General features: G+C 65.7%; 28 protein-coding genes. 19 read left to right on the top strand and 9 right to left on the bottom strand.

The genetic code is table 11. The features are described from left to right. Window positions 1-166 precede the first annotated feature (166 nt). Complete coding sequence (locus J2R80_RS22710) at window positions 167-3,979, top strand: tetratricopeptide repeat protein (RefSeq protein ID WP_253639458.1); 3,813 nt, start codon at window positions 167-169, stop codon at window positions 3,977-3,979. A gap of 12 nt (window positions 3,980-3,991) precedes the next feature. On the opposite strand, the gene J2R80_RS22715 is transcribed toward J2R80_RS22710, so the two are convergent. After that, on the bottom strand, window positions 3,992-4,801 hold the full coding sequence (locus J2R80_RS22715) for a glyoxalase superfamily protein (protein WP_253639459.1): 810 nt from the start codon (window positions 4,799-4,801) through the stop codon (window positions 3,992-3,994). Between the two features lie 301 nt (window positions 4,802-5,102). On the opposite strand from J2R80_RS22715, the gene J2R80_RS22720 reads away from it, so the two are divergent. From J2R80_RS22720 to J2R80_RS22745, 6 genes are all read left to right on the top strand, one after another. Then, the gene (locus J2R80_RS22720) at window positions 5,103-5,342 is read left to right on the top strand and encodes a hypothetical protein (protein ID WP_076825642.1); all 240 of its coding nucleotides are present in this window, start codon (window positions 5,103-5,105) and stop codon (window positions 5,340-5,342) included. 193 nt (window positions 5,343-5,535) lie between these two features. Next, window positions 5,536-6,099 (top strand): histidine phosphatase family protein, encoded by a 564-nt coding sequence (locus J2R80_RS22725; RefSeq protein ID WP_253589868.1) that lies wholly within the window; start codon window positions 5,536-5,538, stop codon window positions 6,097-6,099. A 48-nt stretch (window positions 6,100-6,147) separates the two neighbouring features. After that, the gene (locus J2R80_RS22730) at window positions 6,148-7,113 is read left to right on the top strand and encodes a LysR family transcriptional regulator (RefSeq protein ID WP_076825639.1); all 966 of its coding nucleotides are present in this window, start codon (window positions 6,148-6,150) and stop codon (window positions 7,111-7,113) included. An 87-nt stretch (window positions 7,114-7,200) separates the two neighbouring features. Next, entirely contained in the window at window positions 7,201-7,911 is a 711-nt protein-coding gene (locus tag J2R80_RS22735; protein WP_253589869.1) for an SDR family NAD(P)-dependent oxidoreductase, read from the top strand. A gap of 22 nt (window positions 7,912-7,933) precedes the next feature. Further along, entirely contained in the window at window positions 7,934-8,185 is a 252-nt protein-coding gene (locus tag J2R80_RS22740) for a 4-oxalocrotonate tautomerase family protein (RefSeq protein ID WP_028337158.1), read from the top strand. A 121-nt stretch (window positions 8,186-8,306) separates the two neighbouring features. Continuing rightward, window positions 8,307-9,551, top strand: coding sequence for a YbfB/YjiJ family MFS transporter (locus J2R80_RS22745; protein WP_244558690.1), 1,245 nt, complete (start codon window positions 8,307-8,309; stop codon window positions 9,549-9,551). On the opposite strand, the gene J2R80_RS22750 is transcribed toward J2R80_RS22745, so the two are convergent. The 4 genes from J2R80_RS22750 to J2R80_RS22765 all read right to left on the bottom strand — a co-directional run bounded on the left by J2R80_RS22750 (window position 9,548) and on the right by J2R80_RS22765 (window position 13,423). Then, complete coding sequence (locus J2R80_RS22750; RefSeq protein WP_076825636.1) at window positions 9,548-10,699, bottom strand: aminotransferase class V-fold PLP-dependent enzyme; 1,152 nt, start codon at window positions 10,697-10,699, stop codon at window positions 9,548-9,550. The genes J2R80_RS22745 and J2R80_RS22750 overlap by 4 nt on opposite strands. Window positions 10,700-10,754: 55 nt before the next feature. After that, on the bottom strand, window positions 10,755-11,642 hold the full coding sequence (locus J2R80_RS22755) for a hypothetical protein (RefSeq protein ID WP_253589870.1): 888 nt from the start codon (window positions 11,640-11,642) through the stop codon (window positions 10,755-10,757). A gap of 87 nt (window positions 11,643-11,729) precedes the next feature. Further along, a complete protein-coding gene (fliP, locus tag J2R80_RS22760) occupies window positions 11,730-12,482 on the bottom strand; it encodes a flagellar type III secretion system pore protein FliP (RefSeq protein ID WP_253589871.1) in 753 nt (250 codons plus the stop codon). Further along, window positions 12,479-13,423 (bottom strand): flagellar biosynthetic protein FliO, encoded by a 945-nt coding sequence (locus tag J2R80_RS22765; RefSeq protein WP_253589872.1) that lies wholly within the window; start codon window positions 13,421-13,423, stop codon window positions 12,479-12,481. The genes fliP and J2R80_RS22765 overlap by 4 nt, the downstream gene beginning before the upstream one ends. A 359-nt stretch (window positions 13,424-13,782) precedes the next feature. On the opposite strand from J2R80_RS22765, the gene flgB reads away from it, so the two are divergent. From flgB to J2R80_RS22810, 9 genes are all read left to right on the top strand, one after another. Then, window positions 13,783-14,193 (top strand): flagellar basal body rod protein FlgB, encoded by a 411-nt coding sequence (flgB, locus tag J2R80_RS22770; protein ID WP_076825629.1) that lies wholly within the window; start codon window positions 13,783-13,785, stop codon window positions 14,191-14,193. A 39-nt stretch (window positions 14,194-14,232) separates the two neighbouring features. Beyond that, a complete protein-coding gene (gene flgC, locus J2R80_RS22775) occupies window positions 14,233-14,658 on the top strand; it encodes a flagellar basal body rod protein FlgC (RefSeq protein WP_018272466.1) in 426 nt (141 codons plus the stop codon). A 26-nt stretch (window positions 14,659-14,684) separates the two neighbouring features. Further along, window positions 14,685-14,996 carry a flagellar hook-basal body complex protein FliE gene (gene fliE, locus J2R80_RS22780; RefSeq protein ID WP_057018333.1) on the top strand — a complete coding sequence of 104 codons (312 nt, stop codon included), beginning with the start codon at window positions 14,685-14,687 and terminating at the stop codon, window positions 14,994-14,996. A 145-nt stretch (window positions 14,997-15,141) separates the two neighbouring features. Beyond that, window positions 15,142-15,405: a flagellar biosynthesis protein FliQ gene (gene fliQ / locus J2R80_RS22785; RefSeq protein WP_016844766.1), complete on the top strand. Its 264-nt coding sequence runs from the start codon at window positions 15,142-15,144 to the stop codon at window positions 15,403-15,405. An 18-nt stretch (window positions 15,406-15,423) separates the two neighbouring features. Further along, on the top strand, window positions 15,424-16,194 hold the full coding sequence (fliR, locus tag J2R80_RS22790; protein WP_016844767.1) for a flagellar biosynthetic protein FliR: 771 nt from the start codon (window positions 15,424-15,426) through the stop codon (window positions 16,192-16,194). Window positions 16,195-16,205: 11 nt separating this feature from the next. Then, a complete protein-coding gene (gene flhB, locus J2R80_RS22795) occupies window positions 16,206-17,279 on the top strand; it encodes a flagellar biosynthesis protein FlhB (RefSeq protein ID WP_057018335.1) in 1,074 nt (357 codons plus the stop codon). A gap of 141 nt (window positions 17,280-17,420) precedes the next feature. After that, window positions 17,421-19,991 (top strand): cell cycle histidine kinase CckA, encoded by a 2,571-nt coding sequence (gene cckA / locus J2R80_RS22800; RefSeq protein WP_253641020.1) that lies wholly within the window; start codon window positions 17,421-17,423, stop codon window positions 19,989-19,991. Window positions 19,992-20,232: 241 nt separating this feature from the next. After that, the gene (locus tag J2R80_RS22805) at window positions 20,233-21,189 is read left to right on the top strand and encodes a Tim44-like domain-containing protein (protein ID WP_253639460.1); all 957 of its coding nucleotides are present in this window, start codon (window positions 20,233-20,235) and stop codon (window positions 21,187-21,189) included. 151 nt (window positions 21,190-21,340) lie between these two features. Next, entirely contained in the window at window positions 21,341-22,018 is a 678-nt protein-coding gene (locus J2R80_RS22810; protein ID WP_076825625.1) for a lectin, read from the top strand. Between the two features lie 119 nt (window positions 22,019-22,137). Here the strand turns inward: J2R80_RS22810 and J2R80_RS22815 are convergent, their stop codons facing one another. Then, entirely contained in the window at window positions 22,138-22,545 is a 408-nt protein-coding gene (locus J2R80_RS22815) for a DUF3606 domain-containing protein (RefSeq protein ID WP_076825623.1), read from the bottom strand. A gap of 153 nt (window positions 22,546-22,698) precedes the next feature. On the opposite strand from J2R80_RS22815, the gene J2R80_RS22820 reads away from it, so the two are divergent. Then, window positions 22,699-23,406 carry a glutathione S-transferase gene (locus J2R80_RS22820; protein WP_253589874.1) on the top strand — a complete coding sequence of 236 codons (708 nt, stop codon included), beginning with the start codon at window positions 22,699-22,701 and terminating at the stop codon, window positions 23,404-23,406. A gap of 101 nt (window positions 23,407-23,507) precedes the next feature. Here J2R80_RS22820 and J2R80_RS22825 read toward each other — a convergent pair whose 3' ends face one another. Then, window positions 23,508-23,864 (bottom strand): GFA family protein, encoded by a 357-nt coding sequence (locus J2R80_RS22825; protein WP_076825621.1) that lies wholly within the window; start codon window positions 23,862-23,864, stop codon window positions 23,508-23,510. Between the two features lie 9 nt (window positions 23,865-23,873). Next, window positions 23,874-24,548, bottom strand: coding sequence for an isoprenylcysteine carboxylmethyltransferase family protein (locus J2R80_RS22830; RefSeq protein WP_057018340.1), 675 nt, complete (start codon window positions 24,546-24,548; stop codon window positions 23,874-23,876). A 146-nt stretch (window positions 24,549-24,694) separates the two neighbouring features. On the opposite strand from J2R80_RS22830, the gene J2R80_RS22835 reads away from it, so the two are divergent. Both J2R80_RS22835 and J2R80_RS22840 read left to right on the top strand, forming a co-directional pair. Beyond that, window positions 24,695-25,021, top strand: coding sequence for a helix-turn-helix transcriptional regulator (locus J2R80_RS22835; protein WP_028339820.1), 327 nt, complete (start codon window positions 24,695-24,697; stop codon window positions 25,019-25,021). After that, window positions 25,021-25,461, top strand: a complete 441-nt coding sequence (locus J2R80_RS22840) for an SRPBCC domain-containing protein (RefSeq protein ID WP_076825617.1) — start codon at window positions 25,021-25,023, stop codon at window positions 25,459-25,461. Before J2R80_RS22835 ends, J2R80_RS22840 begins: the two co-directional genes overlap by 1 nt. On the opposite strand, the gene J2R80_RS22845 is transcribed toward J2R80_RS22840, so the two are convergent. Beyond that, window positions 25,462-25,917 carry a hypothetical protein gene (locus tag J2R80_RS22845; protein ID WP_371852106.1) on the bottom strand — a complete coding sequence of 152 codons (456 nt, stop codon included), beginning with the start codon at window positions 25,915-25,917 and terminating at the stop codon, window positions 25,462-25,464. Window positions 25,918-25,987 lie beyond the last annotated feature (70 nt).

The following is a 25,987-nucleotide window of genomic DNA, read 5'->3' on the forward strand; positions in this document are numbered from 1 at the left end:
CGGTCGATTTGTCAACTATAGTACACAGTCATTCCGTGGCAGGGGCCGGTCCGAAACAATCCGTTGACGTTAACAGCTCCTTAACGCCGCCCGATCCAAGATCGGGAAGCGTGGGCGAGGGCGCTTCGCGCTTGGTATGGCTGGGGTCCCGAGAAAACGTTTCGAGATGGCGCGAACGGCTGCCGCTGGAACATGGTCGCTAGGCCGCGCCTTGGCGCGGACCGCGCGTCTGTGCCTGCTTGCCACCGCCCTTGCGCTTACAACCCTTACCTATCCGACTGCGGCGCGGGCCGAAGACGCGGTGCCAGGTGAGGCGACATTCTCTGCCGCGAACGGCTATGCCCGGCTGGTGCTGAAGCTGAAGGAGGATGTCGAGTCGGAGGTCACGACCGCCGGCTCGATCATCGTGATCCGCTTCAAACGTCCGGTCGATATCCCCGTCGAGAAACTGCAGGATGCGGTGCCCGATTATGTCGGCGCCGCACGCCGCGATCCCGACGGCTCGGCGATCCGTCTCTCGCTGGCGCGCCGCGTCTCCGTCAACACCATGACCGCCGGCGAGCGCATCTTCATCGACTTCCTGCCCGACAGCTGGACCGGCCCGCCGCCGTCGCTGCCGCAGGAGGTGATCCGCGAGCTTGCCGAGCGCGCCCGCGCCGCCGAGCGCCTGCTGCGCATGCAGCGTGCCGCCGACGCCGCCAAGAAGAAGCCGCCGGTGCGGGTTCGCGCGCTGGTGCAACCCACCTTCGTCCGTTTCGTGTTCGAGGTGCCCGACGGGGTCAGTGTCTCCTCGGTGCTGAACGAGCAGAAGTTGACACTGTCCTTCAACTCGGTCCTGACCTTCGACCTTGCCGATGCCAAGGTCGCCGCCCCACCGAATGTCGCGTCGATCAGCGCGCGCGCCGACACGGACACGTCGGCAGTCGATGTGTCGCTGATGGGCGATGTCGACGTGCATTCGTTCCGCGACGAGAAGAACTACATCGTCGACGTCGCCTTCCAGCAGAACGAGCAGCAGGCGGCAAAGCCCTCGCTGAGCTCATTGTTGCCGACGCCGCGCGCCAAACCGAAAGGCGCCGCGGCGATCGCGCCGGTGACGTCGGAAAGCATCGCCCAGCAGGCCAAGATCGAGATCAAGCCTGAACAGTCCAAAACCGAACCGCCGAAGTCCGAGCCTGCCAAGTCCGAACCGCTGCGCTCCGAGCCGCTCAAGCCGGAGCAAGCCACGAGCGAGCAACCGGCGGCCGCGCCCGCCAAAACGGAGCAGCCCCGATCGGAACCGTCCGATCCCGAGCTGCCGAAAATCGCGGCGGCACCTGCGGCCAACGCCGAGAACGCTGCTGCGCCGACCCCGCCGCACGACGGTGGTGCCGGCTCTGCGGCGGAACAGAACACGGCGCCCGTGACCGACGCACCACGGCCGGTGCCTGCTGTCGCCGCCGCGCCGGCGATGGAAGCGCCGGAGGCGGCTGCGGCGCCATCGCCGCCCGCTGCGGAGGCCCGTGCCGGCGGCAAGCCCGCGGTCGAGGCCCAGCGCGACAGCGACGGCCTGCGCGTGACGTTCTCATTCCCCGGCGCGACGCCGGCGGCGCTGTTCCGCCGCGCCGACACGGTTTGGATGGTGTTCGACACGGCTGAGGCAATCGACGTCGATCCGGTCCGCGCCAAGGCCGGCTCGCTGATATCAGATGTCAGCCGGATCGCGCTGGAGAAAGGCCAGGCGGTGCGCTTCCGCCTCAACCGGCCGCAGATGCCGTCGCTCGAAAGCGACGACCGCTCGCGCGGCGTGAGCTGGACGCTGACCTTTGCCGACCGCGTGCAGAAGCCGCCATTGCCGCTCACCGTGGTGCGCAACATCTCGGAGCCCTCGCTCGCCAATGTCAGCGTACCGCTCGCCAATCCCGGCCAGCTCCACAGACTGGTCGATCCCGACGCCGGCGATACGCTCTGGGTGGTGACCGCGCCGCCGCCGACCCGCGGCATCATCAAGCGGCAGGATTTCGTCGAGCTCTCGCTGCTGGAATCGATCCACGGCGTCGTGGTTCATCCGAACGCGGACGACGTCAAGGCCGAGGTCGGCGCCGACAAGGTGATGCTGGGCCGGCCGGGCGGCCTGACGCTGTCATCGGCCGACGTCGCCGCCGAGCGCGCGACCGCGGCGGTGAAGCCGTTGTTCGATCCGGACGAGTGGCGCAAGAACCAGTCAGACACGTTCCTCAAGCAGCTCGACGGCCTGATTGCGGCGACCGCGTCGGCCAATGCCGAGCAGCTGCCGCAGGCGCGGCTCGATCTCGCCGACTTCTACATGGCGCGCGGCATGTACCAGGAAGCCCATGGTGTCGCCAATCTGATCCTGTCCGAGAGCAAGCGCGGCAGCGAGACGGCGTCGGTGGTGATGGTGCACGCGGTCGCCAGCATCCTGATCGGCCACCCGGCGCAGGGCCTGAAGGATCTCGCCAATCCCGTGATCGGCAACGGCTACGATTCCCAATTGTGGAAGGGGCTCGCCTTCGCCCGCGAGGGCAAATGGGCCGAGGCGCGCGAGAAGTTCAAAAACGCCGAATTCGCGGTGGCGACGCTGCCGCCCGATTTGCAGCGCATCGTCACCATGGACTCGATGAAGGCCTCGCTCGAGGTCAAGGACTATGCCGGCGCCGCGCGGCGCAAGAGCGATCTCGACGTAGTCGGCGTTCCCGGCGAACTGAAGCCCGCGGTTGCGGTGCTGCGCGGCCGGCTGGCCGAGGCGCTCGGCCAGGAGAAGGATGCGCTCGACGCCTATCGCTTCGCCGCCAATTCGGCCGATCGCCAGGCTGCCGCCGAAGGCAGGTTGCTGGAGACGCTGCTCAAGCAGAAGCGCGGCGAGATCGGCCGCGACGATGTGCTGAAGGAGCTCGAGCTGCTGTCGATGCTGTGGCGCGGCGACAATATCGAGCTGAAGACGCTGTATGTGCTGTCGAAGATCTACGCCGAGACGGCGCGCTATGCCGACGCCTTCGCGGTGACGCGTGCGGCGACCCGGCTGCAGCCGAATGCGCCGGAATCGCGCCAGGCGCAGGATGGCGCCTCGGCCTTGTTCGTGCAGCTCTACCTCGGCCCCAGGGGCGTCGAGATGTCGCCGATCGATGCGCTCGGCACCTTCTACGAATATCGCGAACTGACGCCGATCGGCCGCCGCGGCGACGAGATGATCCGCCGTCTCGCCGACCGCCTGGTCGGCGTCGATCTGCTCGACCAGGCCGCCGACCTCCTGCAATACCAGGTCGACAAGCGGCTTGAAGGCGCGGCCCGCGCCCAGGTCGCGGCGCGCCTTGCGATGATCTATCTGATGAACCGCAAGCCCGACCGCGCCATTGCCGCGCTGCGCTCGACGCGGATCGCGGATCTCTCCGGCGAGCTGCGCCAGCAGCGGCTGCTGCTCGAGGCGCGCGCGCAGAGCGACGTTGGCCGGCACGATCTAGCGCTCGACATCATCTCGAACATCACCGGCCGCGAGGCAATCCGGCTGCGCTCCGACATCTATTGGGCGTCGCGGCGCTGGCGCGAGGCGTCCGAGCAGATCGAGCTCTATTATGGCGACCGCTGGCGCGACTTCACCCCGCTCAATCCGGGCGAGAAGGCCGATATCATCCGCGCCGTGGTCGGCTACGCGCTTGCCGAGGACGCCATCGGGCTGTCCCGGTTCCGCGAGAAATACGCGCCGCTGATGTCCGGCGATGCCGACAAGCTCGCCTTCGACTCGGCCAGCAAGCCGGTGGCGACGTCCAGCGCCGAATTCGCCCAGATCGCGCGAATGGCCGCCAGCGTCGACACGCTCGACGGCTTCATCCGCGAGATGAAGACCCGCTTCCCCGACGCCACCGCCCGCGCGCCATTGCCCGATCCGGTCGCGACCGGATCGGTGACTGACAACCCAAAGGTCGCGCCGGTGAGCGCGCTGCCGGCGATCAAGGGCGAGCGCCGCGCCAGCGCGGCGCCGTAGCCGCGCTGGGTCTCACGGCCCGGCAGACACCCACGCGGTCGAAATGATCCCGGTGGCGTCGAGCGCGATCCGCCAATGCGAGGCGCCGTTGGCGTGCCGCACACTGTAGACATCCTCGCCCTGCGCGCCGACGCCGAGGAAGCGGGTGGCTTCGATCGCGCCGAGGTCGGCGAGGAAAGGCTGCAGGTGTGGCAATTGCTCGCGGGTCGCCGCGGCGAGCGCAGGGGTCATGTCCGCATAGTCGGGCTGTCCCGATGCGACCCCCTCGATCAGGCGGCGGACCGCAGCCTCGGTTCCTGGAGCCGGCGACTGTTTCTTCACACGCTCTGCGGTGCGATCCGCAATCTGTTTCGCACTTGCAGCGTCAATGCGCGGCATCGGCTTGTCGCCATTTTGATGCAGGATCAGTGACGTCGCCTGACCGTCAGCCGCGATGACAAAGCTGATCTGCGCGTCGACCTCCCTGGCGAAAAACTCGGTCTGGCTCTCCGCAAAGAACGGTACGGCACGCTGCCCGGTGAGCTGTACAGCCAAGTGGTGATCCTCGCGCATCACACTGAGGACGGCCTGCTCGCTGAACTGGTAGAAGCCGGCATAGCGGTCGAGCACCGCCACAGCGACTGCGATCTCTTGCCGCATGACGTCCGGCGGCGATTGCTGAGCGGAAGGCAGCACATCGGCGGATCCGCCGGCGGCCCGTATCCGTGCCGCCAGCGTGTTCCAGTCGCGCTGGCCGAATAGTTTGGCGATCACTTCCAGGCTGTCGCTGTGGGTGAGGGGGATCGATTTGGCGCCGAGCGCTTCGCGCAGCGTCTGAGCCATGGCCTTGGCATCACGAAAGTCGCGCATGGGATCAACCTTTGCATCGACGAACGGAAAGCGTCAGGGGCTTGCGTTGCTGACCCGTTCGTGCGGGCAAAGGAAGCCTGAAGCTTGGCTTGATACCTTCACCGTCCCCGGGCGGGGTGCAAGCGGCGGGTGGTATCGACCCTGCCAAATGTTCGCCGGGGACGAGTATTTTGTCAATTGCAACTGGTTGTGATCGCACGCGATGTTCTCGACATCGTGCCGTCAAATCGGCAACCATGGCGTCCGTTGCACAGCGCCGGGAGGACGTCGTTACATGAGCAAGCCGATCAAGACCGAAGCCGAACTGATCGCGATGGCGCGGGCCGAGTTGAAGGCCCATGCCGACTGCCCCGACAGCATCGACATCTCCGTGCTGCGCGACGGCGACAGCTGGGAGTTTCGCGCCAGCGCCGATGACGCCACGGTGGCGAGGCCCGGCTATCCCGAATGCGTCGCGATGCTGGTGCAGATCGGCGACCATCTCAGCAAGCAGTATGACGTGGAGGCCGACTAAGGCCTGCATCGACGAATGCCTGTGGCCGCTTGCCCCGAGAGCGGCGCCAGGCAGCCACGCCTATGTTGACGCCATGGGCCAACCGGCGACATTCCCGATCTCGATCATTCAACCGAATCCATGGTATCGCTAAGGGCTCGTTGAACCCAAGCATTCCCGACCAATGCTTTCAGTCTTGAGCAGCAGAATAGCAATGGTCCTCCTCGCTTTGGCATGTTCGCTGGCGATCTCGGCCGATCACGCCTTTGGCGATGACGAACAGGCCTGGGTGGCATTGAAGCGAGGCGGCATGGTTGTCCTGCTGCGCCATACCCACGTCGATATGCGAGAAGGTATCGGGCACCTCGCGCCCGGAAACTGCTCCGAGGAAGTAAACCTTTCCGCCCGCGGCATTGAGCAAGCCAAGCGGATCGGCGAAGCGTTCCGTGCCCACGGGATTGCGGTCGGAGAGGTCCTGACCAGCCCGTATTGCCGTTGCATCGACACTGGGAAGCTTGCATTCGGTCGCGCGACGCCTGTCCAATATCTGATGCCTCCAGGTGTGTTGTCCGAAAGCCAGGCGAATTCGGATCAGGAGCGGGTCTTGCAAGACATCCTTGAGTATCGGTCTTCCGCAAACCTGGTGATGATTACCCACGATCTCAACATCTCAAACATCGTTCTTGAACCATCGATCGCCATGGGAGATTTCTTTGTACTTCGGCCCAATGGGACGAATTTCGATGTCATCGGCAAGATACAGTTCGGCGACAAGTGAGAGATCGACGTCAATGTCGTCCAAGGTGTCTCCAGCGAAGGAGCCGTCATGGACCGCATCGACGCCATGAAAGTTTTCGTTGCGGCGGTCGACGAGGGCAGCCTCGCCGGTGCCGGCCGGAAACTGCGGCGCTCGCCGGCGGCGGTCAGCCGGGCGATCGCTTTCCTTGAGCACTATGTCGGCGCCGAGCTGCTACATCGCACGACGCGCTCGCTGAAGCTGAGCGATGCCGGCCAGCGCTATGCGGCCGCATGCCGTCGTATCCTCAGCGAGCTCGAGGAAGCCGACATCTCGGCGGGTGGCGAGCGGTCGGTGCCGCGCGGCACGCTGACCGTCACCGCGCCCGTCGTGGTCGGCGAGGATTTGCTGCGGCCGGTGCTCGATGCCTTCATGACGGACTATCCGGCGGTGTCGGTGCGGCTCGTGATGCTCGATCGCACCGTCAATCTGATCGACGAGGGGATCGACGTCGCGCTGCGCATCGCCCATCTCGCCGATTCCAGTTTCATCGCGATCAAGCTCGGCGAGGTGCGCCGCGTGGTGGCGGCATCGCCGGGCTATCTCGCGCAGCATCCGCTGATCGCCGAGCCGGCTGATCTGGCGAAGCACCAGATCATCGCCATGACGCATTTCGGGCTCGACTCCTGGAGCTTCCCGCCGGCCGCGAAGTCGAAGATCGCGCGCGCGGTCCAGTTCACGCCGCGGCTGGTCGTCAACACGGTGCGCGCGGCGGTGGCCTCCGCCAGCGAAGGACACGGCGTCACCCGGCTGTTCTCGTATCACATCGCCGACGAAATCCGTGACGGGCGGTTGCAGATCCTGCTCCCCGGCGACGAGCATCCGCCGCTGCCGGTGCATCTTTTGGCGCCGCAGGGCCGCTTCGACGTGCCCAAGGTGCGCGCCTTCGTCGATTTCGCGACGCCGCGGCTGAAACGCTATTTCGAGCGGCTGTCGCGCGAGGCCAGCAGGGCCGGCGCCATTCGTTCGCGCCGCGGAAGAGTGTCTGCCGAATAGCGGGCATTCGCGCGGAAAGCGGATGTATCTAGCTTGCTCTCCATCGAAGCGGCGCTGGGTCGCTTCAGCAACAGATGGAGAGAGATCATGGGTGCAGAGCAGAAGGTTGCCATTGTCACCGGTGCGTCGCAGGGCCTCGGCGAGGCCATCGTCAAGGGCTATCGCGACCGCAACTGGCGCGTCGTCGCCAATTCCCGCAGCATCAAGCCGTCGACCGACAGCGACGTTCTGACCGTCACAGGCGACATCGGCGATCCCGAAGTCGCCGACCGCATCGTCAAGCAGGCGCTCGGGCGCTTCGGCCGCATCGACACGCTGGTCAACAATGCCGGCATCTTCCTGGCCAAGCCGTTCACCGACTACACCGACCAGGACTACGCGCAGGTGCTCGCGACCAACCTCAACGGCTTCTTCTACATCACCCGCCGCGCCGCCAGGGAGATGGAGAAGCAGGGATCCGGGCACATCGTGCAGATCACGACCAGCCTGGTCGATCACGCCAACAGCAACGTTCCCTCGGTGCTGGCCTCGCTGACCAAGGGCGGCCTGAACGCCGCCACCAAGTCGCTCGCCATCGAATATGCCGCCAAGGGCATCCGCGTGAACGCGGTGGCGCCCGGTGTGATCAAGACCCCGATGCACGCGCCGGCGACGCACGACTTCCTCGCCAAGCTGCATCCGGTCGGACGAATGGGTGAAGCCAAGGACATCGTCGACGCCGTGCTGTTCCTGGAAGGCGCGGGCTTCGTCACCGGCGAGATCCTGCATGTCGACGGCGGCCAGAGCGCCGGTCATTAACGAGCACGATCCGGAGAGTGCCATGCCTATCGTCACCATCCAGGTCACGCGTGAGGGGACGGCGCCGGGGGCGTCGTCTACCACGCCGGAGCAGAAGGCGGCATTGATCAAGGGCGCCAGCGAACTGCTGCGCGACGTGCTTGGCAAGCCCATGGAGTCGACGTTCGTCGTCATCGAGGAAGTTGATACCGATAATTGGGGCTGGGGCGGGCTGCCCGCGCTGGACTATCGCAAGAAGCTCGCTGCCGCTGCGGCGTCCAAATCTTCCCGCTGAAGGCTTTCCCCAAACCGAATGTGCACCTCTCCCGATCGGGAGAGGTGAGCCGTGATCGCTGCGAGCGATTGCTGCGATCGCAACTAATCATTTTTCATGAACGGCCGGAGGGCCTACTGCGATGTCCATGTCAGCCAATGTCGATCATCACAGGCGCCATCATCACGCCGCGCCGGATCGCGATGCGGGCGGGCCGCTGTGGCTGTCCGCGGCCGCGGGGCTGTGCGCCTCGCTGGTCGGGCTCGGACTGGCGCGCTTCGCCTACACACCGCTGATCCCGGCTTTGATCGCCGCAAAGTGGTTCACGCCGGCGGAAGCGGTCTATCTCGGTGCGGCCAACCTTGCCGGCTATCTCGCCGGCGCGCTGCTCGCCCGCGATCTCGGCGCGCGCATCGGCTCGGTGTGGGCGCTGCGCGGCATGATGGTGCTGGCCGCGATCACCTGCTTTGCCTGCGCGGTGCCGATCTCCTTCATCTGGTTCTTCGGTTTTCGCTTTCTCGCTGGCGTCAGCGGCGGCGTGATCATGGTGCTGGCGGCAACGGCGATCCTGCCGCATACCGCACCCAGCAAGCGCGGCCTGATCGGCGGCGTGATCTTTGCCGGTGTTGGCCTCGGCGTCGCCGCGTCCGGCACGCTGGTGCCGCTGTTGCTGCAGCAGGGCGTCAAGCAGGCCTGGTACGGTCTTGGCGTGCTGTCGGCGGTGCTGACACTGGTCAGCTGGAAGGCGTGGCCTGCCGAAGCTCCCGCCGCACGTGGCGTGGTCGAGCAGCCCGTCGCGTCGCATGGCCTGCGCTCGCCGCTGGTGATCGCGCTGTGCCTGGAATACGGCCTCAACGCGCTGGCGCTGGTGCCGCACATGGTGTTCCTGGTCGATTTCGTCGCCCGCGGGCTTGGGCAGGGGATCGCGGCGGGATCGCATTACTGGGTGCTGTACGGCATTGGCGCCGTGGTCGGACCGTTGCTCACGGGACACCTCGCCGATCGCGCCGGCTTCGCCGCGGCGCTCCGCGCGGCGTTCCTGATCGAGGCGGTTGTGGTGGCGCTGCCGGCCGTGACGACATCGCCTGCCGCGCTGATCGTGTCGAGCCTGATCGTCGGCGGCTTCACGCCCGGCATCGTGCCGCTGGTGATCGGCCGCATCCACGAGCTGATCCCGCATTCCGCGGCGAGCCAGCGTTCAGCCTGGGCGCAGGCCACCACGACCTTCGCGCTGTTCCAGGCGGCGGGGGCGTACGGCCTGTCCTGGCTGTTCGCGCGCAGCGGCGGCGACTATGCGCTGCTGTTCGTGATCGGCGCGGCCGGAGTGGCCGTCGCGTTAGCGATCGAACTGTTCGGCGTCGTCGGACTGCGGCACAAGTCCAGCTAACCGCGCAGCGCTTTGGTCAAGACAGCGACGAGGCGATCGACATCGGCCTCGTCGTTGAAAACGTGCGGCGAGATCCGCATCCGGCCGAGCCGCAGCGCGACATGGATGTTCTCGGCGGCGAGCCGCGCGATCAATTCTTTCGGGATGCCGCCCGCCATGCCGAGGCTCAGGATGTGCGGCGCACGTAGGTCGCGCGCCAGCATATCGAGCTTGAGATCACGCACGCCGCCCGCGATCCGCTCGTTGAGCATCGCGAGCCGCGTGCTGACGGCAGCGGCGCCCCATTCCGCCATCATCTCCATGCCGATCGAGGCCATCTCCAGCGTGATGAAATGATCGCGCTCGCCCATGTCGTAACGCGTGGCGTTGTCGACATAGGCGAGATCGCCGAAATAGACCGGATTCTCGGAGTTGACGTTGCGGCGGCCGCTGGAGGTCTGCTCCAGCGGCACGCCGTTCTGGTGGCGTTTTGCAATGTAGAGGAAGGCGCGCCCGTAGGGCCCGATCAGCCATTTGTAGGTCGGAAACATCACGGCGTCGGGGTCGAGCCTCGTCACGTCCATCGCCACGACACCCGCACTCTGCGTGGCGTCGATGACGAACATTGCGCCGTGCCGCCGCAGCGCGGCCTGCACCTTGTCGACGTCGATCATGCCGCCGTCCGACCAGTGCACCGAGGAGATCGAGGCGAGGCCGACCGGCGGCGCGCCTGACCGCTCGATCGTTGCCAGCACTGCCGATGTCCAGTCGCCGTCGGCGGGCTGGCGTACGGTGTCGACGACGAACCCCTGCGCCTCGGCGCGGGCGTGCCATTCGAGGACCGGCGAGGAATGGTCGTTCTCCAGCACGATGACGCGTGAGCCGCGCGGAATGCTCAGCGCCTTCGCCACCGTCGCGACGCCGTAGCTGATCGCGGGGATCAGCGCGACATCGTCGGGCGCGGCCTTGATCAGGCGGGCCGCCGCGCTACGGGCGCGCTCATGCTGCCGGCCGGCGAAGCCGGGATCGATCGTCCAGGGCTGGCCTTTGCGTCCGACCGCTGTGCGGCCGGCCTCGAGCGTCTTCAGCGGCAGCGGGCTGTAGGACGCCGAATTCAGGTAGCAGACCTCGCGTGGAATCTCGAACAGATGGCGCTGGGAGGGAAGCATGTCGTCTCGTTTGCTGGAATTTGCGGATCATGACGTGACGCCGAAGAGCGCGCGCTCAGCCGTCATACTGGTCCGGCCCCATCGCCCACGGCGCCTGGTCGTAGCCGTTGGCGAAGGTGGGGTTGGTCTGCGCCGGATTGCGATTGACCAGTGGCCGCAGATACATCGGGTGGGTAGCGCTGCGCACCTCGTGCTCGACGGTGAACAGATGCCGGCCGTCGGCCGGATCGACGATGTCGCAGAAGCGGTACTGGTATTGATTGTCCTCGCGTGAGACCAGATTACGCTCGCGCAGTCGCCGGTAGGGGCCCGAGAAGTCCGTGATGTAGATCTGGATGTGATGGCCGTCGAATTCGCCCTGCGCAGCGTCGCTCTCGCGGAATTGCAGATACTGATCCTTGCCGACTTTTGCGCGCGCGACGACGTCGTCGCCGTTCACGACGCTGGCGGGGATGCCCATGATCTCAGGATAGAACCGGCTGATCGCCTCAGCCGTGCCGCGCGGCACCTCGAACTCGACATAGGGCATGCCGAGCGCGATGCGCCCGAACCGTTCGGCGTCCGGTTCGAAGCAGCGTAGCCGGTTGCCCCAGGGGCAGGTGGCCTCGACGTGATCGTTGCGCTCGCGATAGCTGAACGCGGTGCCCTCGAGCTTGGGCGCGACCGCGGCGAGCCGCTGCAGCAGGGCCTGCCGCCCGGCGATCACGATGCCGGTGTGGCCGCGCAGCACCTGCTGGCGGCCGCTCGGCAGGTGAAACTGGCTGCGGCCGACATTCACCCACATGTTGCTGTCGGAGACCATCAGATAGGGATCGCGCGTCAGCCCGATGCCGGCGACGTAGAACAGCGTGGCGAGGCGCTGGTCCGGCACCTGCACGTTGACATGTTCGAGATGGATGGCGTTGCCGAGATCTTCTGCGGCGCGGTCGAATGGCTGCTGCACGGCGCGGCTCCCTGGATGCGGTGCCGCGCATGATAGTGCAACGGTGTGGCCGATCCAGCTGACGGGCCATGAATGTTTCGCAGGGCGCTACCCGCCGTAACTCTGCACCAGGCTGCCGGCGACCAGGGCCCAGCCGTCGACCAGCACGAAGAAGATCAGCTTGAACGGCAGCGAGACCACTACCGGCGGCAGCATCATCATGCCCATCGACATCAGGACCGAGGCGACCACGAGGTCGATGATCAAAAACGGCAGGAACAGCAGGAAGCCGATCTCGAAGGCGCGTTTCAGCTCGGAGATCATGAAGGCCGGCACCAGGATGCGCAGCGACATCTCCTCCGGCGTCGCCGGCGGCGGCTCGCCCGAGAGGTCCATGAACAGCTTCAAATCCTTCTCGCGGACGTTCTTCTGCATGAAGCCGCGCAAGGGGACCGAGGCGCGCTGCAACGCGTCCTCAACGCCGATCTGGTTGGCGACCAGCGGCTTGATGCCGTCGTCATAGGATTTCTGCAGCACCGGCCCCATCACGAAGGCGGTGAGGAACATCGCAAGCGCGATCATCACCGAGTTCGGCGGCGCGGTGGCGGTGCCGAGCGCGGTGCGCAGCAGCGACAGCACGACCACGATGCGCGTGAACGACGTCATCATGATCAGGATCGACGGCGCGATCGACAGCACCGTCAGCAGCGCAATCAGCTGGATCGCGCGCTCGGTCACGCCGCCATTGCCGCCGCCGAGATTGATGCTGATATCCTGCGCCATCGCCGGATCAGCGAGGGATCCGGCGGCGATCAGGACAGCGATGAAAAAAACTCTACGCGGGACTGCCCTTGGCCTCACGAAGGATTCTTCGGTCGGCCGAGCAGCGAGGCCATCTCGTCCTCGAGATTTTCGAACCCGCTCTTCTGTCCGCCGGCGGGCGGGGCGGGCGGCTCGCTGCGCTGCGGGCGCGCCGGCGGCGCCTCGGGCGCAACCGGCGGCGCGACGGTCTCGCCGGCGCCGGTCGGGCGGCGCAGCGCCGCTTCGAGCCGTTGCGCCATCTCGGCGAGATTGGCGTCGGCGTTCGATGGAGGCGGCGGAGCCGGAGGCGCCTGCGTTGCAGCCGGCGGCGGTGCCTGGGGAGGCGGTGGCGGCGGCGTCACGGCGCGCTCGGTTGTGCGCAGCGGTGGCGGCGCCTTCGGCGGCTCGGCGGTGCCGCGCGGCGGACGCGGGACGACCGGCTCGGAGCGCGGCGGCAGGCGTGGCGGCATCGGATCGGGCCGCGGCTCGCCGCGTTCGGGCGTGAAGCCCGCGAGCGGATCGCTGCGACGCTCGGCGATCGGCGGCGCGGGCCGGCGCAGCTCGTCGGCGAAGGAGGGCCGTGTCTGACGCGGCGGCAGCTCCGGCTCGGGAAGGTCGAAATTGTCGGAGCGGGCGGCTTCGCTCTCGTTCCAGGCTGCATCCGGAAGCGGCGCCACGCGCGGCGGCGCGGCATCGGCTGCGACCGCGGGGCGGGTCGACATTTGATCGCGCGCGGGCATCGCGCGGACGATATTCGGCTCGACGACGATATCGGTGGGGCCGCCGATCATCAGGAGATGCTCGATGTTGTCGCGGCGGACCAGCACCAGGCGGCGCCGCCCGTCAACGGCGGCAGCGTCGATCACCGCCAGGCGCGGCATGCGCCCGCGGTTGGCGTTGGCCCCGAGGCGGTTTCCGGCGAAGCGGCGGACGAGCCATGCGGTCACGCCGATCAGCGCCAGCACGACAACGAATGCCAAGACGAATGTAATGACCTGCATATTGGAGTCCCCGGCCATCTTGGCCTTCCTCAGCTTTCGCCATCAACGGGCGCGGATTGATAGGTGCGGTTTGCGCAGCGAATCGCGCCGGAGATTCGCCTTATTTCTTAATTCCCAGCGGCTTGCAGCCCACTGTTCTATTAATAAACCAAGAATCGCTTGTCCCAAAACGACTTCTCAGCGCCCCACGCTGTCTTGGTTTGTGCTGGTTAACGCAGCATTCGTGGCGAAAATGCGCTCGCAGGCCGCAGTTGCGGCGTTCTCCACGGATCCGTCCGGCATTTTAACCACCCGTTAACCATACACCGGGCAAATTCTGCCTACCTCGGAAGAGCCCTGAGGTTAACGGAGCCGCGGCGATGGCCATGAACGATCTCCCGATCCTGTCGGCGTTGCGCACCAAGATGCAGTGGCACCAGGAGCGCCAGCGGGTGCTCGCCGAGAACATTTCCAATTCCGACACGCCGAACTTCCGGCCGCGGGACCTGGCCGAGCCGAAGTTCGACCGGGCCGGCGCCACGGTTGGCGGCGGCGTGGGGACGCTGCCGATGATGCAGACCAGCGCTACCCACATGGCGGCGTCCGGCGCGCCCGACAGCTTCGACAACGATCGCGGCAAGAGCGGGTTCCAGACCCGTCCGGCCGGCAACGCGGTCAATCTCGAGGAGCAGATGCTGAAAGTGTCGGCCAACCAGATGGACTATGCGGCCGTCACCTCGCTCTACAGCCGCAGCCTGCATCTGCTGAAGACTGCGATCGGCAAGGGCTAGAGCAAGGGTTAGCCCGCCTGACGGCGGCAGGAGGATCCCATGGCAGATGGAACAAGCGATTTCGCCCGCTCGATGAGCATCGCAACCTCAGGCCTGCGGGCGCAGGCGGGGCGCATGCGGGTGATCTCGGAAAATATCGCCAATGCCGATTCGACGGCGCAGACCGCGGGCGGCGACCCTTACCGCCGCAAGGTGCCGACCTTCTCCTCCACGCTCGATCGCACGCTCGACGCCCAGGTCGTGGCGCTGGGCCGGATCCGCCCCGACCAGTCTTCGTTCCGGGTCAAGCACGAGCCGGGCAATCCGGCGGCGGACGCCTCGGGCAACGTCAAATATCCGAACGTCAATGCGATGGTCGAAATGACCGACATGCGCGACGCCCAGCGCTCCTACGAGGCCAACCTCAACATCATCAGCGCGACGCGGCGGATGATCCAGCGCACGCTCGACATCCTCAAGTCCTGACGCAACAAGAACAGGGAACGTAAATCATGGCTTCACCGACAGTCGCCGCCAACGCCTACGCCAACCTCGCCAAGATGATGGAGCGCGGCGGCGCCGAGAAGGCCGGGCAGGCCGTCGCCGGCCCATCCTTCAGCGCGCTGCTGAAGGACTCCGTCGGCAGCGTCCTGGAGGCGGGCAAGAAGTCCGACGCGCAGACCATGGCGATGACCTCGGGCAAGGCGAACGTGATGGATGTGGTGACGGCGGTCGCCGACACCGACGTTGCGGTGTCGACGCTGGTCTCGGTGCGCGACCGCGTGATCCAGGCCTATGAAGACATCATGAAGATGCCGATCTGACGTCGCTTGCGACGTCATCCCGGGGCGATGCGCAGCATCGAGCCTCAGATGTGCAATTGCACATCAAAGATCTCGAGGTTCCGGGTTCGATGCGTTGCATCGCCCCGGAACGACGGTGCAAACAACTGACAGCGAGAACTCAACAATGACCGGCCCCGAAACCCTCGACGTGGCGCGCGATGCGATCTGGACCATCGTGGTGGTGTCATCGCCCCTGATGGTGGTCGGCCTCGTGGTCGGCGTCGTGGTGTCGCTGTTCCAGGCGCTGACGCAGATCCAGGAGCAGACCCTGATTTTCGTGCCGAAGATCCTCGCGATCTTCGTCACATTGCTGCTGGCGCTGCCGTTCATGGCGGACTCGCTCAGTAGCCACATGATGCGGATTTCATCGCGAATCATCGGCGGTTGATGCACTAATGCCGCGGTCATGCGCATCGATGTCTCCCTGCTGCCGGCGCTGGCCGCGATCTTCGTGCTGGTCTTCGCGCGCGTGGGCGCGATGGTGATGCTGCTGCCCGGTTTCGGCGAGAGCAACATCCCGGCGCGGGTCAAACTGTCGATCGCGCTGTTGCTGACGCTGATCATCCTTCCCCTGCATCGCAACGCCTATCATGTCGACCTGACGTCGATCTCCTCGCTCGGCGTCCTGATGGTGCATGAGCTCATCATCGGCATCGTGCTCGGCGCGACCGCGCGGGTGACGCTGTCGGCGCTCAACGTCGCGGGCTCCGTGATCGCGCAGCAGCTCGGCCTCGGCTTCGTCACCGCGGTCGATCCGACCCAGGGGCAGCAGGGCCAGATTATCGGCAACTTCCTCACCATCCTCGGCCTCACGCTGCTGTTTGCGACCGACAGCCACTATCTCGTCATTGCGGCGCTGAGCGAGAGCTACCGCATCTTCTCGCCGGGCGAGATCATGCCGACCGGCGATGTCGCAGCGCTTGCGACCTCGGCCTTCTCCGCCGCCTTCAAGATCGGCCTGCAGCTGTCCGCGCCGTTCCTGGTGTTCGGCCTGGTCTTCAACATCGGGCTTGGCGTGCTGGCGCGGCTGATGCCGCAGATGCAGGTCTATTTCGTCGGCGTGCCGCTCTCGATCATGGTCGGGTTCCTGATCTTCGGCGTCGTGCTCGCCGCGATGATGAACACCTATCTCGACTATTTCCTCGGCGTCATGCGCCAGCTCGCTCCGATGAACTAGGTGGAGAAGCAGTGGCGGACGATACCGAAGACAAAACAGAAGACCCTACGCAAAAACGTCTCGATGAAGCCCTCGAGAAAGGTGACGTCGCCAAGAGCCAGGAGGTCAACACCTGGTTCGTGATCGCCGGCGGCACCTTGGTGTTGTCGACCTTCTCGGGTTCGATCGGCAGCGGCATCCTGATGCCGCTGCGTAACCTGATTGCCAATTCATGGATGATCCGCACCGACGGTGCCGGCCTGCTGGCGCTGACCCAGTCGCTCGGCTACGCGGTGGTCGCCGCGATCGGCGTGCCGTTCCTGTTGCTGGCGCTGGCCGCGATCGCGGGCAACATGGTGCAGCATCAGCTGGTGTGGTCGGGCGAGCAGCTGAAGCCGAAATTCTCCAAGATCTCGCCGGCTGCCGGCTTCAAGCGGCTGTTCGGCAAGCAGGCGGTGGCGAATTTCCTGAAGGGCCTGTTCAAGCTGATTGCGCTCGGCGCCGTGATGGTCGCGGTGCTGTGGCCCGACCGGATGCGGATGGAATCCTTCCTGCGGGTCGATCCGGCCGAGCTGCTGCCCGCCATCACCGGCATGACGGTGCATCTGCTGGCGGCGGTGGTGGCCATCCTCGCTGCGGTCGCGATCGCCGATTACTTCTTCCAGTACCGGACCTGGTACGAGCGTCACAAGATGTCGCTGCAGGAGATGAAGGAGGAGTTCAAGCAGTCGGAAGGCGACCCGCACGTCAAGGGCAGGATCAAGCAATTGCGGGTCCAGCGCGCCAAGAAGCGCATGATGGCCCAGGTTCCGAAGGCCTCGGTGATCATCACCAACCCGACCCACTATTCGGTGGCGCTGGCCTACGACCGCAGCATGTCGGCGCCGATCTGCGTCGCCAAGGGCGTCGACAATCTTGCCTTCAAGATCCGCGAGATCGCCAAGGAGCACGACATTCCGATCGTGGAGAACGTGGCGCTGGCCCGGGCGCTCTATGCGACGGTCGAGCTCGACCGGGAGATCCCGGTCGAGCACTATCACGCGGTTGCCGAAATCATCGGCTACGTGATGCGGCTGAGGCGCGGCCTGTCCGGCCTGCGGCAGTAAGGGGCGGAAAACCCGCTTGAATGCGCGTAACTTGCGAAATTGCCGCCTGTTGGACTTGCGTTTTCGGGTCCGATTCAGGCACTCAGGGGCGAGGTGGCCGGCCGGTCGCCTTCGTGATGCAGACGAGCCATGTCTCTCCAGATGACCGCCGATAGCAACGATCCTTCCGTGACCGAGCCTTTCGTGGCCCACGGGCCAGCGCGGCGGAACGGCAGCATCCTGCTGGTGGTCCTGATCGCCGCCGGCATCGTCGCGGTGGCGGTCTGGCTGATGACCATCGGCCGCACCGAGGCGCAGCCCTATATTCTCGGCGTGCTGGCGCTGCTCGCCACCGTCGGGCTGTTCAACCTGTTCGCCCTTGCCGCCGGCATCATCCGCTTCTCCGACCGCGCCACCGATGATCCGGTGATGGCGCGGATCGCCGACCAGGCCCAGGAAGGGCTCGTCGTCACCGACTCCCGCGGCCACGTGGTCTATTCCAACGCCGCCTATCTCACGCTGACCGGCGCGGCCGGGCCGCAGGAGGTCCGTCCGGTCGAGCGCGTCTTCATCGGCAACCCCGACGTCTCCGAGGCCGTGTTCCGCCTTTTGAAGGCTGCGCGCGAGGGCAAGCGGCAGCAGGAGGAGGTCCGCCTCGCCGGCCACGAGGCCGGCCAGGGCCGCTGGCTGCGCCTGCGGGTACGCCCGCTCGGCGAGGGCAAGCGCGATGCGAAATATGCGGTTTGGTCGATCGCCGACGTCACCCGCGACCGCGAGCGCCAGGAAGACGTGTTCCAGGAGTTGCGGCACGCGATCGAATATCTCGATCACGCGCCATGCGGCTTCTTCTCGGTCAATCCGGCCGGCGAGATCGCCTATGTCAACGCCACGCTGGCCAACTGGCTGGACTACGATCTGGCCGAGATCGGCTCGGGCGGCCTGAAACTGACCGACATCGTCTCGGGCGACGGCGCGGCGCTGTTGACCTCGATTGCGGCGGTGCCGGGCGAGGTCAAGACCGAGGTGTTCGACATCGACCTGCGGATGCGCGGCGGCAAGACCGTGCCGGTGCGGCTCTATCACAAGCTCGCTTTCGGCTCCGACGGCGCGGCGGGCGCCTCGCGCACGCTGGTGATCAGCCGCGCCCGCGACGAGCATTCTGATCCGGAGCGCGCCGCCGAGGTGCGCTTCATGCGTTTCTTCGACCATACGCCGATGGCGATCGCGACCGTCGATCGCGGCGGCAATGTGGTCGGCGCCAATGCGCGCTATGCCAAGCTGGCGCAGGGCCTGAACGGCGACGGCGGCGCCGCCAAGTCGATCTTCCGCGCCGTCAATCCGCGCGACCGCGGCCTGCTGATCGCCGCGATCAACCAGGCGGCCGAGGGCCAGGGCGACATCGCGCCGGTCGAGGTGATGCTCGACGGGCCCAAGGAGCGCTTTGCCCAGTTCTTCGTCACCACCGTCGAGAAGGACGAGCGCGACGCCGAGACAGCGATCGTCTACATGCTCGAAACCACCGAGCGGCGCGCGCTGGAAAACCAGATCAACCAGTCGCAGAAGATGGAGATGGTCGGCCAGCTCGCCGGCGGCATCGCGCACGACTTCAACAACGTGCTGTCGGCCATCATGATGGCCAACGACTTCCTGCTGAACGCGCACAAGCCGACCGACCCGTCGTTCCAGGACATCATGCAGATCAAGCAGAACGCCACCCGCGCCGCGACGCTGGTGCGGCAGCTGCTTGCATTCTCGCGCCGCCAGACGCTGCGGCCGCAGGTGCTCGATCTCGGCGATGCATTGAGCGACCTCACAATGCTGCTGCGCCGGCTGATCGGCGAGAAGGTCAAACTCGACCTCGTGCATGGCCGCGACCTGTGGCCGGTGAAGGTCGACGTCTCGCAGTTCGAGCAGGTGGTGGTCAATCTCGCGGTCAACGCGCGCGATGCGATGCCCGACGGCGGCAAGCTGATCATCCGCACCGCCAATGTGCCGACCGAGGAAGCCGCCCAACTCGCGAACAAGGGCATGCCGGCGGCGGACTATGTGAAGATCGAGATCGCCGACACCGGCACCGGCATTCCGGCCGAGATCATCGACAAGATCTTCGAGCCGTTCTTCTCGACCAAGGAAGTCGGCAAGGGGACCGGTCTCGGCCTGTCCACGGTCTACGGCATCGTCAAGCAGACCGGCGGCTTCGTCTATGTCGATTCCGTGCCGGGCGGCGGCACCACGTTCCGGATCTATCTGCCGCGGCATCGCCAGCAGCAGGAGGTCGCACCGGAGGCCCAGGCCGGCAACGGTGCGGCCAAGGAAACCGCCGCCGTCACGGAAGCCGCCAAGCCGAAGCCGGACCTGACCGGGCAGGGCACCATCCTGCTGGTCGAGGACGAGGACGGTTTGCGCTCGCTCAATGCGCGCGGCCTGCGTTCGCGCGGCTACAGCGTGATCGAGGCGGCGAACGGCGTCGAGGCGCTGGAGGCGTTCGAGGAGAAGAACGGCGCCGTCGATCTCGTCGTCTCCGACGTCGTGATGCCGGAGATGGACGGCCCGACGCTGCTGAAGGAAATGCGCAGCCGCAACGCGGAGCTGAAGATCATCTTCGTCTCAGGCTATGCCGAGGACGCCTTCGAGAAGAGCCTGCCGGAGAACCAGCAGTTCGCGTTCCTGCCGAAACCCTTCACGTTGACGCAGCTGGTCGCCGCGGTGAAGGAAACCATGACGGCGAACTAGCCGGTTGCCGCGGCAACCGGCTTTACTTCTCGCAAGTGCGAGGCGAAATTCCGCGGTAACTGTGGTTGAAACCGGGCCTCATCCCGCGGTAGGACGCGCGTCGCATCCACAAGGACCATAGTGTCACATCTCCGCGACCGAGGGCCGCAGCCGCGGTTCCCGTTTCCCGCTTCACTTTTAACCGTCCCTGCCCATCTTAGGGGCGTTTCCCCATGCCGGGGAATCCTTTGAGGAAACCAACATGAATTTCTCGCAACGCACGCGTGGAATTGTTCGGGCGATCGCTGTCGCGATGGCACTGGCGCTGCCCGTGATGATGACCGTTTCGGCGGCCGACGCCCGCGTTGGCGGCGGCGGCTCGCGCGGCTCGCGGACATTCTCCGCGCCGCCCTCGACCAACACGGCGCCGGGCTCGGTTGCGCCGATGAACCGCACCTTCAGCCAGCCTGGTAGCCCGAACATGGGCTCGCCGGCGGCGGCGAATTCCGGCGGCCTGTTCGGTCGCGGTGGAATGGGCCGCGGCCTGCTCGGCGGCCTGGCCGCGGGCTTCCTTGGCGCCGGCCTGTTCGGCATGCTGTTCGGCGGCGGGCTGTTCTCGGGTCTCGGCGGCCTGTCGTCGATGCTCGGCCTCTTGCTGCAGATCGGTCTGATCGTGCTCGTGGTTCGCCTTGCGATGTCGTGGTGGCAGCGCCGCAACACGCCGGCGGCCGCCTATGCCGGTGGCCCCGACGTCGGCCCCGGTCCGCAGGCGAACGCCCGCTCGGGCTTCGGGCTCGGCGGCGGATCGAATGCGCCGGTCGAGATCGCGCCGGGCGACTATGAGACGTTCGAACGGCTGCTCGGCGACATCCAGACCGCGTGGTCGAACGAGGACATCGCGAAGCTGCACACGCTCGCGACGCCGGAGATGGTGTCGTACTTCTCGAAGGATCTCGAGGAGAACAAGGCGCGCAACGTCACCAACAAGGTGACCAATGTGAAGCTGCTGCAGGGCGATCTGGCGGAAGCCTGGCGCGAAGGCGACAGCGAGTATGCGACGGTCGCGATGCGCTACTCGCTGGTCGACACCACGCTCGAGCGCGGCACCGGCCGTCAGGTCGGCGGCAGCACGCAGCCGGAGGAGGTCACTGAGGTCTGGACCTTCGTACGCCAGCGCGGCGGCAATTGGGAGCTTTCGGCGATCCAGCAGACCAACTGATCGGTTGCCGGAGAATGACAGATACAAGGCGCCGCGGCCTCGTCCGCGGCGCCTTTGTTTTGTGCCTTCATTCACATGTCGCGGCGCCGGAATATCCGGAGGGCCTGCGGGTTGATCTCAGCGGACCATAACAACCATCGGGAGGATTGAGATGAAGATCGTTGCGCATATCGCGGTTCCGGCCTGTCTTGCGTTCGTCGTCGTGGCCGCGCCGCCGGCGGCGGCGCAGACCGCCGACACCAGCTTCTTCCTGACCAGCAACGGCATCGGCAACGGCGGCAATCTCGGCGGGCTCGCCGGCGCCGACAATCATTGCCAGACGCTGGCGCAGGCCGCCGGCTTCGGCGCGCCGAAGACCTGGCGCGCCTATCTCTCGACCCAGGCGGCCGACGGCAAGGCAGCGGAGAATGCGCGCGATCGTATCGGCAAGGGACCGTGGAAGAATGTAAAGGGCGTCGTGGTCGCCAAGGACGTCGCCGACCTGCACAGCGCCGGCAACAATCTCACCAAGCAGACCGCCCTGTCCGAGAAGGGCGAGGTCGTCAACGGTGCCGGCGACACGCCGAACCGCCACGACGTGCTGACGGGGTCGCAAGCAGACGGTACGGCATTTGCGGCCGGCGAGGACCGCACCTGCAAGAACTGGACAAGCAGCACACAAGGCGCCGCCATGCTCGGGCACTTCGACCGCAAGGGCCTGCGCGACGACGAGCCGTCAAAATCCTGGAACACGTCGCATCCCTCGCGCGGTCCCGACGGCGGCTGCTCGCAGGCTGACCTGAAGAGCACCGGCGGCGACGGCCTGCTGTACTGCTTCGCGGCGAACTGAGAGAGCGCATCTGCTTCGTCATTGCGAGTGCAGCGACGCAATCCATCCTACCATAGGCCCGGAGCGATGGATTGCTTCGTCGCCTCGCGCCTCGCAATGACGGGATAGCACGATCGCGCTCAGCTCTTTTTGCGCTTGACGGTCTTCTTTGCGGTCTTCTTCGCGGCCTTCTTTTTCTTCGCGGTTTTTTTCTTCGCCGCGAAATAGGCTTCGACCTTCTTCGAGGAATGTCCGACCGCGGCGACCGCGGTCTTGAGCCGGGCAGGGGTCACCTTGAACTTCTTCGACCAGTAGCGGACCTCGTAGGGCTCGCTGATCGCGATCCGCGCGCGGTCGGCGGCCTTGTGGCGCTGCTCCTTGAAATGGCCTTCCACCTTCTTGGCGGAATGCCCGACCTTCTTGACCGCGGCCTTCAGCTTCGCCGGCGTGACCTTGAACTTCTTGGACCAGTACGCAACTTCGTAGGACTCGCTCAACGCGATCAGAGCGCGGTCTGCCGCGCCCCGCTTCTTCTTGCTGTCCGCCATAAGATGATCCCTCATCGAAAGATTCGACGTTGGAACCTTAGCAGCCTCTGTGCGGTTCGCACAGGCAGCGGTGCGCGATGGACGATCTGACCGCGGCGTGGCTACGATCGAGGTGAAGCGAAGCGATGCGGCGAAGTTTTCGGAGGTATGTGCATGCACTATCAGCTTTACTACTGGCCGATGATCCAGGGCCGCGGCGAATATGTCCGCCTCGCGCTCGAGGATGCGGGCGCCGGCTACACCGATGTCGCGCGCGCCAAGGGCGGCATGGGTGCCATGACGAAGATGATGGAGGCACACAAGGGCACGCCGCCCTTCGCGCCGCCGTTCCTCAAGGCCGGCAGTCTCGTGATCGGGCAGACCGCCAATATCCTGCTCTATCTCGGCGCGCGCCACGGCCTGGCGCCGAAGGCGGAGGGCGGAAAGCTCTGGGTGCACCAGCTGCAGCTGACGATCGCGGACTTCGTGCTGGAGATCCACGATACCCATCATCCGCTCGGGCCATCGCTGTATTACGAGGACCAGAAGGCGCCGGCGAAGAAACGCTCCGAGGAGTTCTGGGATTCGCGGGTGCCGAAATATCTCGGCTATTTCGAGGATCTCGTGCAGGCCAACCGAGGTGCGTTCGTCACCGGCCGCCGGCTGACCTACGCCGACCTGTCGCTGTTCCAGATCGTGGACGGCCTGCGCTACGCGTTTCCGAAGCGGATGGCGGCATTCGAGAAGAATATCCCGCGCCTGATCGCGCTGCGCGATCGCGTCGCCGAGCGGCCGAACATCCAGACGTATCTGGCCAGCGAGCGGCGGATTCCTTTCAACGAAGAGGGCATTTTCCGGCGCTACAAGGCGCTGGATTTGTGATCGCCGTCATTCCGGGGCGCGAAGCGAACCCGGAATCTCGCGCCACAATCTCTGGATTCCGGGTTCACGCTCCGCGTGCCCCGGAATGACGGCGTGGAAGGCTACCGGCTCCGCCCATCCACCGGCGTCATCGCGATCCTCGACAGATCGATGCCATCGATGCAGCTGACATTCAGCGCCACGATGTCGGTGCCGTCGGGCTTCTTGCCGCGCGCGAACACGTCGACGCCGCAATCGACGCAAAGTTGATGGCGGATCGCATGGCGGTTGAAGAGATATTCCTTGAGGTTCTCGGCGCCGGCGCGAAGCTGGAAGCTCGACGGCGGCATGAACACGAAGTGCAGGCCCTTCTTGGTGCAGATCGAGCAGTTGCAGGCCGTCACCATGGCCATATCGGTGGTGCATTCGAAGCGGACCTGTCCGCAATGGCAACCGCCGGTGTAGGTCTTCTCCGCCATGATGATCCCTCACCACAGCCCGGGCACGAGGCGGTAGCGCACCCGTGCCGTATAATCGGCGTAGCCTGACAATCCCGTCACCAGCGTGCGCTCCTCAATCCGGGTGCGGATCGCAAACATCACGAAGAACACCGGCACGAAGGCGAGGCCCCACCAGGAGCCGAGCGTCAGCGGCACGCCGATGAAGAACAGCATCACGCTCGTATACATCGGATGGCGGACCAGCGCGTAGGGACCGGTCGAGATGACGTGATGGTCGCGCTCGGTCTGCACCTTCACGACTGGCGCGGCGAACGAGTTGGTGCGGAACACCCACAGGATCGCCACGGTCGAGACCAGATACAGCACAAGGCCGAGCACGATCAGCGGCACGCCGTCATTGACGCCGCCAAAGCGCCGCTCGAGCCCCATCGCGACGAACCACAGCACGGCAACGACCAGGAACACCAGCATGAACCGCTTGTCCTCGGTGGGCTGGCCTTCACGCGCGGTGAGGCGCATGCGCTCGGCCAGCAGCCCGGGATCGACCTTGGCGAGCCAGAGCCCGCAGGCCGGGCCGATCACGGCCGAGGCGATCAGATAGACCCACGCGCCGGGCCAGTGCAGCGTACCTGCGAAGGCAAACAGCAGCACGGCCATGGTGATGACGAAGAAGGTATTCTGCAGAAGGAGCTTTGCGATCATGGGCGGCTCCGCACGATTCCAGTCGATATTATCGCACCCTTTTCCCGGCAAACATGCGACCGCAGCGATCAACTTTCGGAGCAGGCGAGACGTTCCAGCGTCGCGACTGTATTGACAGTCATATAAGCAATTGCTTATATATTTTCATGCCCGCCGCCACGCAGCTGACCGATGTGTTGAAGACCCTCGCGGACCCGACGCGGCGGGCGGTGTTTGAGCGGATTGCGCGGGAAGGCGAGATCGCCGCGACCGGCCTGGTGCAGGGTTCAAAGGTGTCGCAGCCGGCGGTGTCGCAACATCTGCGCGCGCTGCGCGATGCCGGGCTGGTCGCCGAGCGCCGCGAGGGCCGGCATATCCATTATCGCATCGCGCCGAAGGGGCTCGGTCCGCTGATCGACTGGCTCGGCCACTACGAGACGTTCTGGGCCGAGCGCTTCGCAAATCTGGAACGGCTGTTGAAGGAGAGTGAGTGATGGGTGAGACGCACGCGATCACGGTCGAGAAAATGCTGCCCTACGCGGCCGAGAAGATCTGGCAAACGCTGACGACGAGCGATCGGATCGCGAAATGGCTGATGCCGAACGATTTCGTGCCGGCCGTTGGCCATCGCTTCAATTTCCACACCAAGCCGATGGGCGACTGGGACGGTGTCGTGCATTGCGAGGTGCTGGATTGCGATCCGCCGCGCCTGTTGCGCTACTCCTGGAAGGGCGGTGCTGATACCAATCCGGAATACGGCTCGAAGCTCGACACGATCGTCACCTGGACGCTGACGCCGGTCGAGGGCGGCACCCATCTGCGGATGGTGCATGACGGCTTCGTGCTGCCGGGCAACCGCTTCGCCTTCGACATGATGAGCCCGGGATGGGGCCGGGTGCTCGACGCCATCGCGCGCATCACCAGCGAAGGCTGATCACTCGTTGTTGCCGCGGCGAACCGTGATCGAGGCGTCGGTCTTGTTGCGGGTGCATTCGAGGTTGAGGCGGCGATAGCGCATCGTGATGGTGTTGCCGCGCAAGATGCCCATGCGCTTCAGGCAGCGCGAGGTGCCGGTGACGGCGTCGTCCTTCGGCACGGTGAAGATCAGCGCGGTGGCGGAGCCGACCAGGTTGAAGAACTCCGGCTTCATCTTGCGATCGGTCTTGGCGTAGAGCTCGATCGAATAATCCTTGCCGCGGCAGCCGAGCGACAATTCCTTTGCCGCCGGATGCGTGAGGTAGGTGATGTTGGCGGCGCTGAAATTGACCTTCAGTCCGTCGATCTGGCCGGCGAGCTGCTTGGCGATATCAACGCAGGGATCGGCATGCGCGGTCGCTGCGACGAAAACCGTCGCCAGCGCGATCAGCGCGGCCGGCAGAGTGGAGCGGATGCTCAAAGGCAAGCGTCGGCGCAACGATGCTGTCACGAAATACCCCCCGCGGTATGAAAGTACGCGAAGC

Source organism: Bradyrhizobium sp. USDA 4541 (assembly GCF_024171085.1).
Taxonomy (GTDB): domain Bacteria; phylum Pseudomonadota; class Alphaproteobacteria; order Rhizobiales; family Xanthobacteraceae; genus Bradyrhizobium; species Bradyrhizobium australafricanum.

What these genes read in the sequence shown, in the direction of transcription:
- J2R80_RS22710 (WP_253639458.1), top strand. Translation starts at nt 167, where the DNA reads ATGGCGCGAACGGCTGCCGCTGGAACATGGTCGCTAGGCCGCGCCTTG.
- J2R80_RS22715 (WP_253639459.1), bottom strand. Translation starts at nt 4,801, where the DNA reads ATGGCTCAGACGCTGCGCGAAGCGCTCGGCGCCAAATCGATCCCCCTC.
- J2R80_RS22720 (WP_076825642.1), top strand. Translation starts at nt 5,103, where the DNA reads ATGAGCAAGCCGATCAAGACCGAAGCCGAACTGATCGCGATGGCGCGG.
- J2R80_RS22725 (WP_253589868.1), top strand. Translation starts at nt 5,536, where the DNA reads ATGGTCCTCCTCGCTTTGGCATGTTCGCTGGCGATCTCGGCCGATCAC.
- J2R80_RS22730 (WP_076825639.1), top strand. Translation starts at nt 6,148, where the DNA reads ATGGACCGCATCGACGCCATGAAAGTTTTCGTTGCGGCGGTCGACGAG.
- J2R80_RS22735 (WP_253589869.1), top strand. Translation starts at nt 7,201, where the DNA reads ATGGGTGCAGAGCAGAAGGTTGCCATTGTCACCGGTGCGTCGCAGGGC.
- J2R80_RS22740 (WP_028337158.1), top strand. Translation starts at nt 7,934, where the DNA reads ATGCCTATCGTCACCATCCAGGTCACGCGTGAGGGGACGGCGCCGGGG.
- J2R80_RS22745 (WP_244558690.1), top strand. Translation starts at nt 8,307, where the DNA reads ATGTCCATGTCAGCCAATGTCGATCATCACAGGCGCCATCATCACGCC.
- J2R80_RS22750 (WP_076825636.1), bottom strand. Translation starts at nt 10,699, where the DNA reads ATGCTTCCCTCCCAGCGCCATCTGTTCGAGATTCCACGCGAGGTCTGC.
- J2R80_RS22765 (WP_253589872.1), bottom strand. Translation starts at nt 13,423, where the DNA reads ATGCAGGTCATTACATTCGTCTTGGCATTCGTTGTCGTGCTGGCGCTG.
- flgB (WP_076825629.1), top strand. Translation starts at nt 13,783, where the DNA reads ATGGCCATGAACGATCTCCCGATCCTGTCGGCGTTGCGCACCAAGATG.
- flgC (WP_018272466.1), top strand. Translation starts at nt 14,233, where the DNA reads ATGGCAGATGGAACAAGCGATTTCGCCCGCTCGATGAGCATCGCAACC.
- fliE (WP_057018333.1), top strand. Translation starts at nt 14,685, where the DNA reads ATGGCTTCACCGACAGTCGCCGCCAACGCCTACGCCAACCTCGCCAAG.
- fliQ (WP_016844766.1), top strand. Translation starts at nt 15,142, where the DNA reads ATGACCGGCCCCGAAACCCTCGACGTGGCGCGCGATGCGATCTGGACC.
- fliR (WP_016844767.1), top strand. Translation starts at nt 15,424, where the DNA reads ATGCGCATCGATGTCTCCCTGCTGCCGGCGCTGGCCGCGATCTTCGTG.
- cckA (WP_253641020.1), top strand. Translation starts at nt 17,421, where the DNA reads ATGACCGCCGATAGCAACGATCCTTCCGTGACCGAGCCTTTCGTGGCC.
- J2R80_RS22805 (WP_253639460.1), top strand. Translation starts at nt 20,233, where the DNA reads ATGAATTTCTCGCAACGCACGCGTGGAATTGTTCGGGCGATCGCTGTC.
- J2R80_RS22810 (WP_076825625.1), top strand. Translation starts at nt 21,341, where the DNA reads ATGAAGATCGTTGCGCATATCGCGGTTCCGGCCTGTCTTGCGTTCGTC.
- J2R80_RS22815 (WP_076825623.1), bottom strand. Translation starts at nt 22,545, where the DNA reads ATGGCGGACAGCAAGAAGAAGCGGGGCGCGGCAGACCGCGCTCTGATC.
- J2R80_RS22820 (WP_253589874.1), top strand. Translation starts at nt 22,699, where the DNA reads ATGCACTATCAGCTTTACTACTGGCCGATGATCCAGGGCCGCGGCGAA.
- J2R80_RS22825 (WP_076825621.1), bottom strand. Translation starts at nt 23,864, where the DNA reads ATGGCGGAGAAGACCTACACCGGCGGTTGCCATTGCGGACAGGTCCGC.
- J2R80_RS22830 (WP_057018340.1), bottom strand. Translation starts at nt 24,548, where the DNA reads ATGATCGCAAAGCTCCTTCTGCAGAATACCTTCTTCGTCATCACCATG.
- J2R80_RS22835 (WP_028339820.1), top strand. Translation starts at nt 24,695, where the DNA reads ATGCCCGCCGCCACGCAGCTGACCGATGTGTTGAAGACCCTCGCGGAC.
- J2R80_RS22840 (WP_076825617.1), top strand. Translation starts at nt 25,021, where the DNA reads ATGGGTGAGACGCACGCGATCACGGTCGAGAAAATGCTGCCCTACGCG.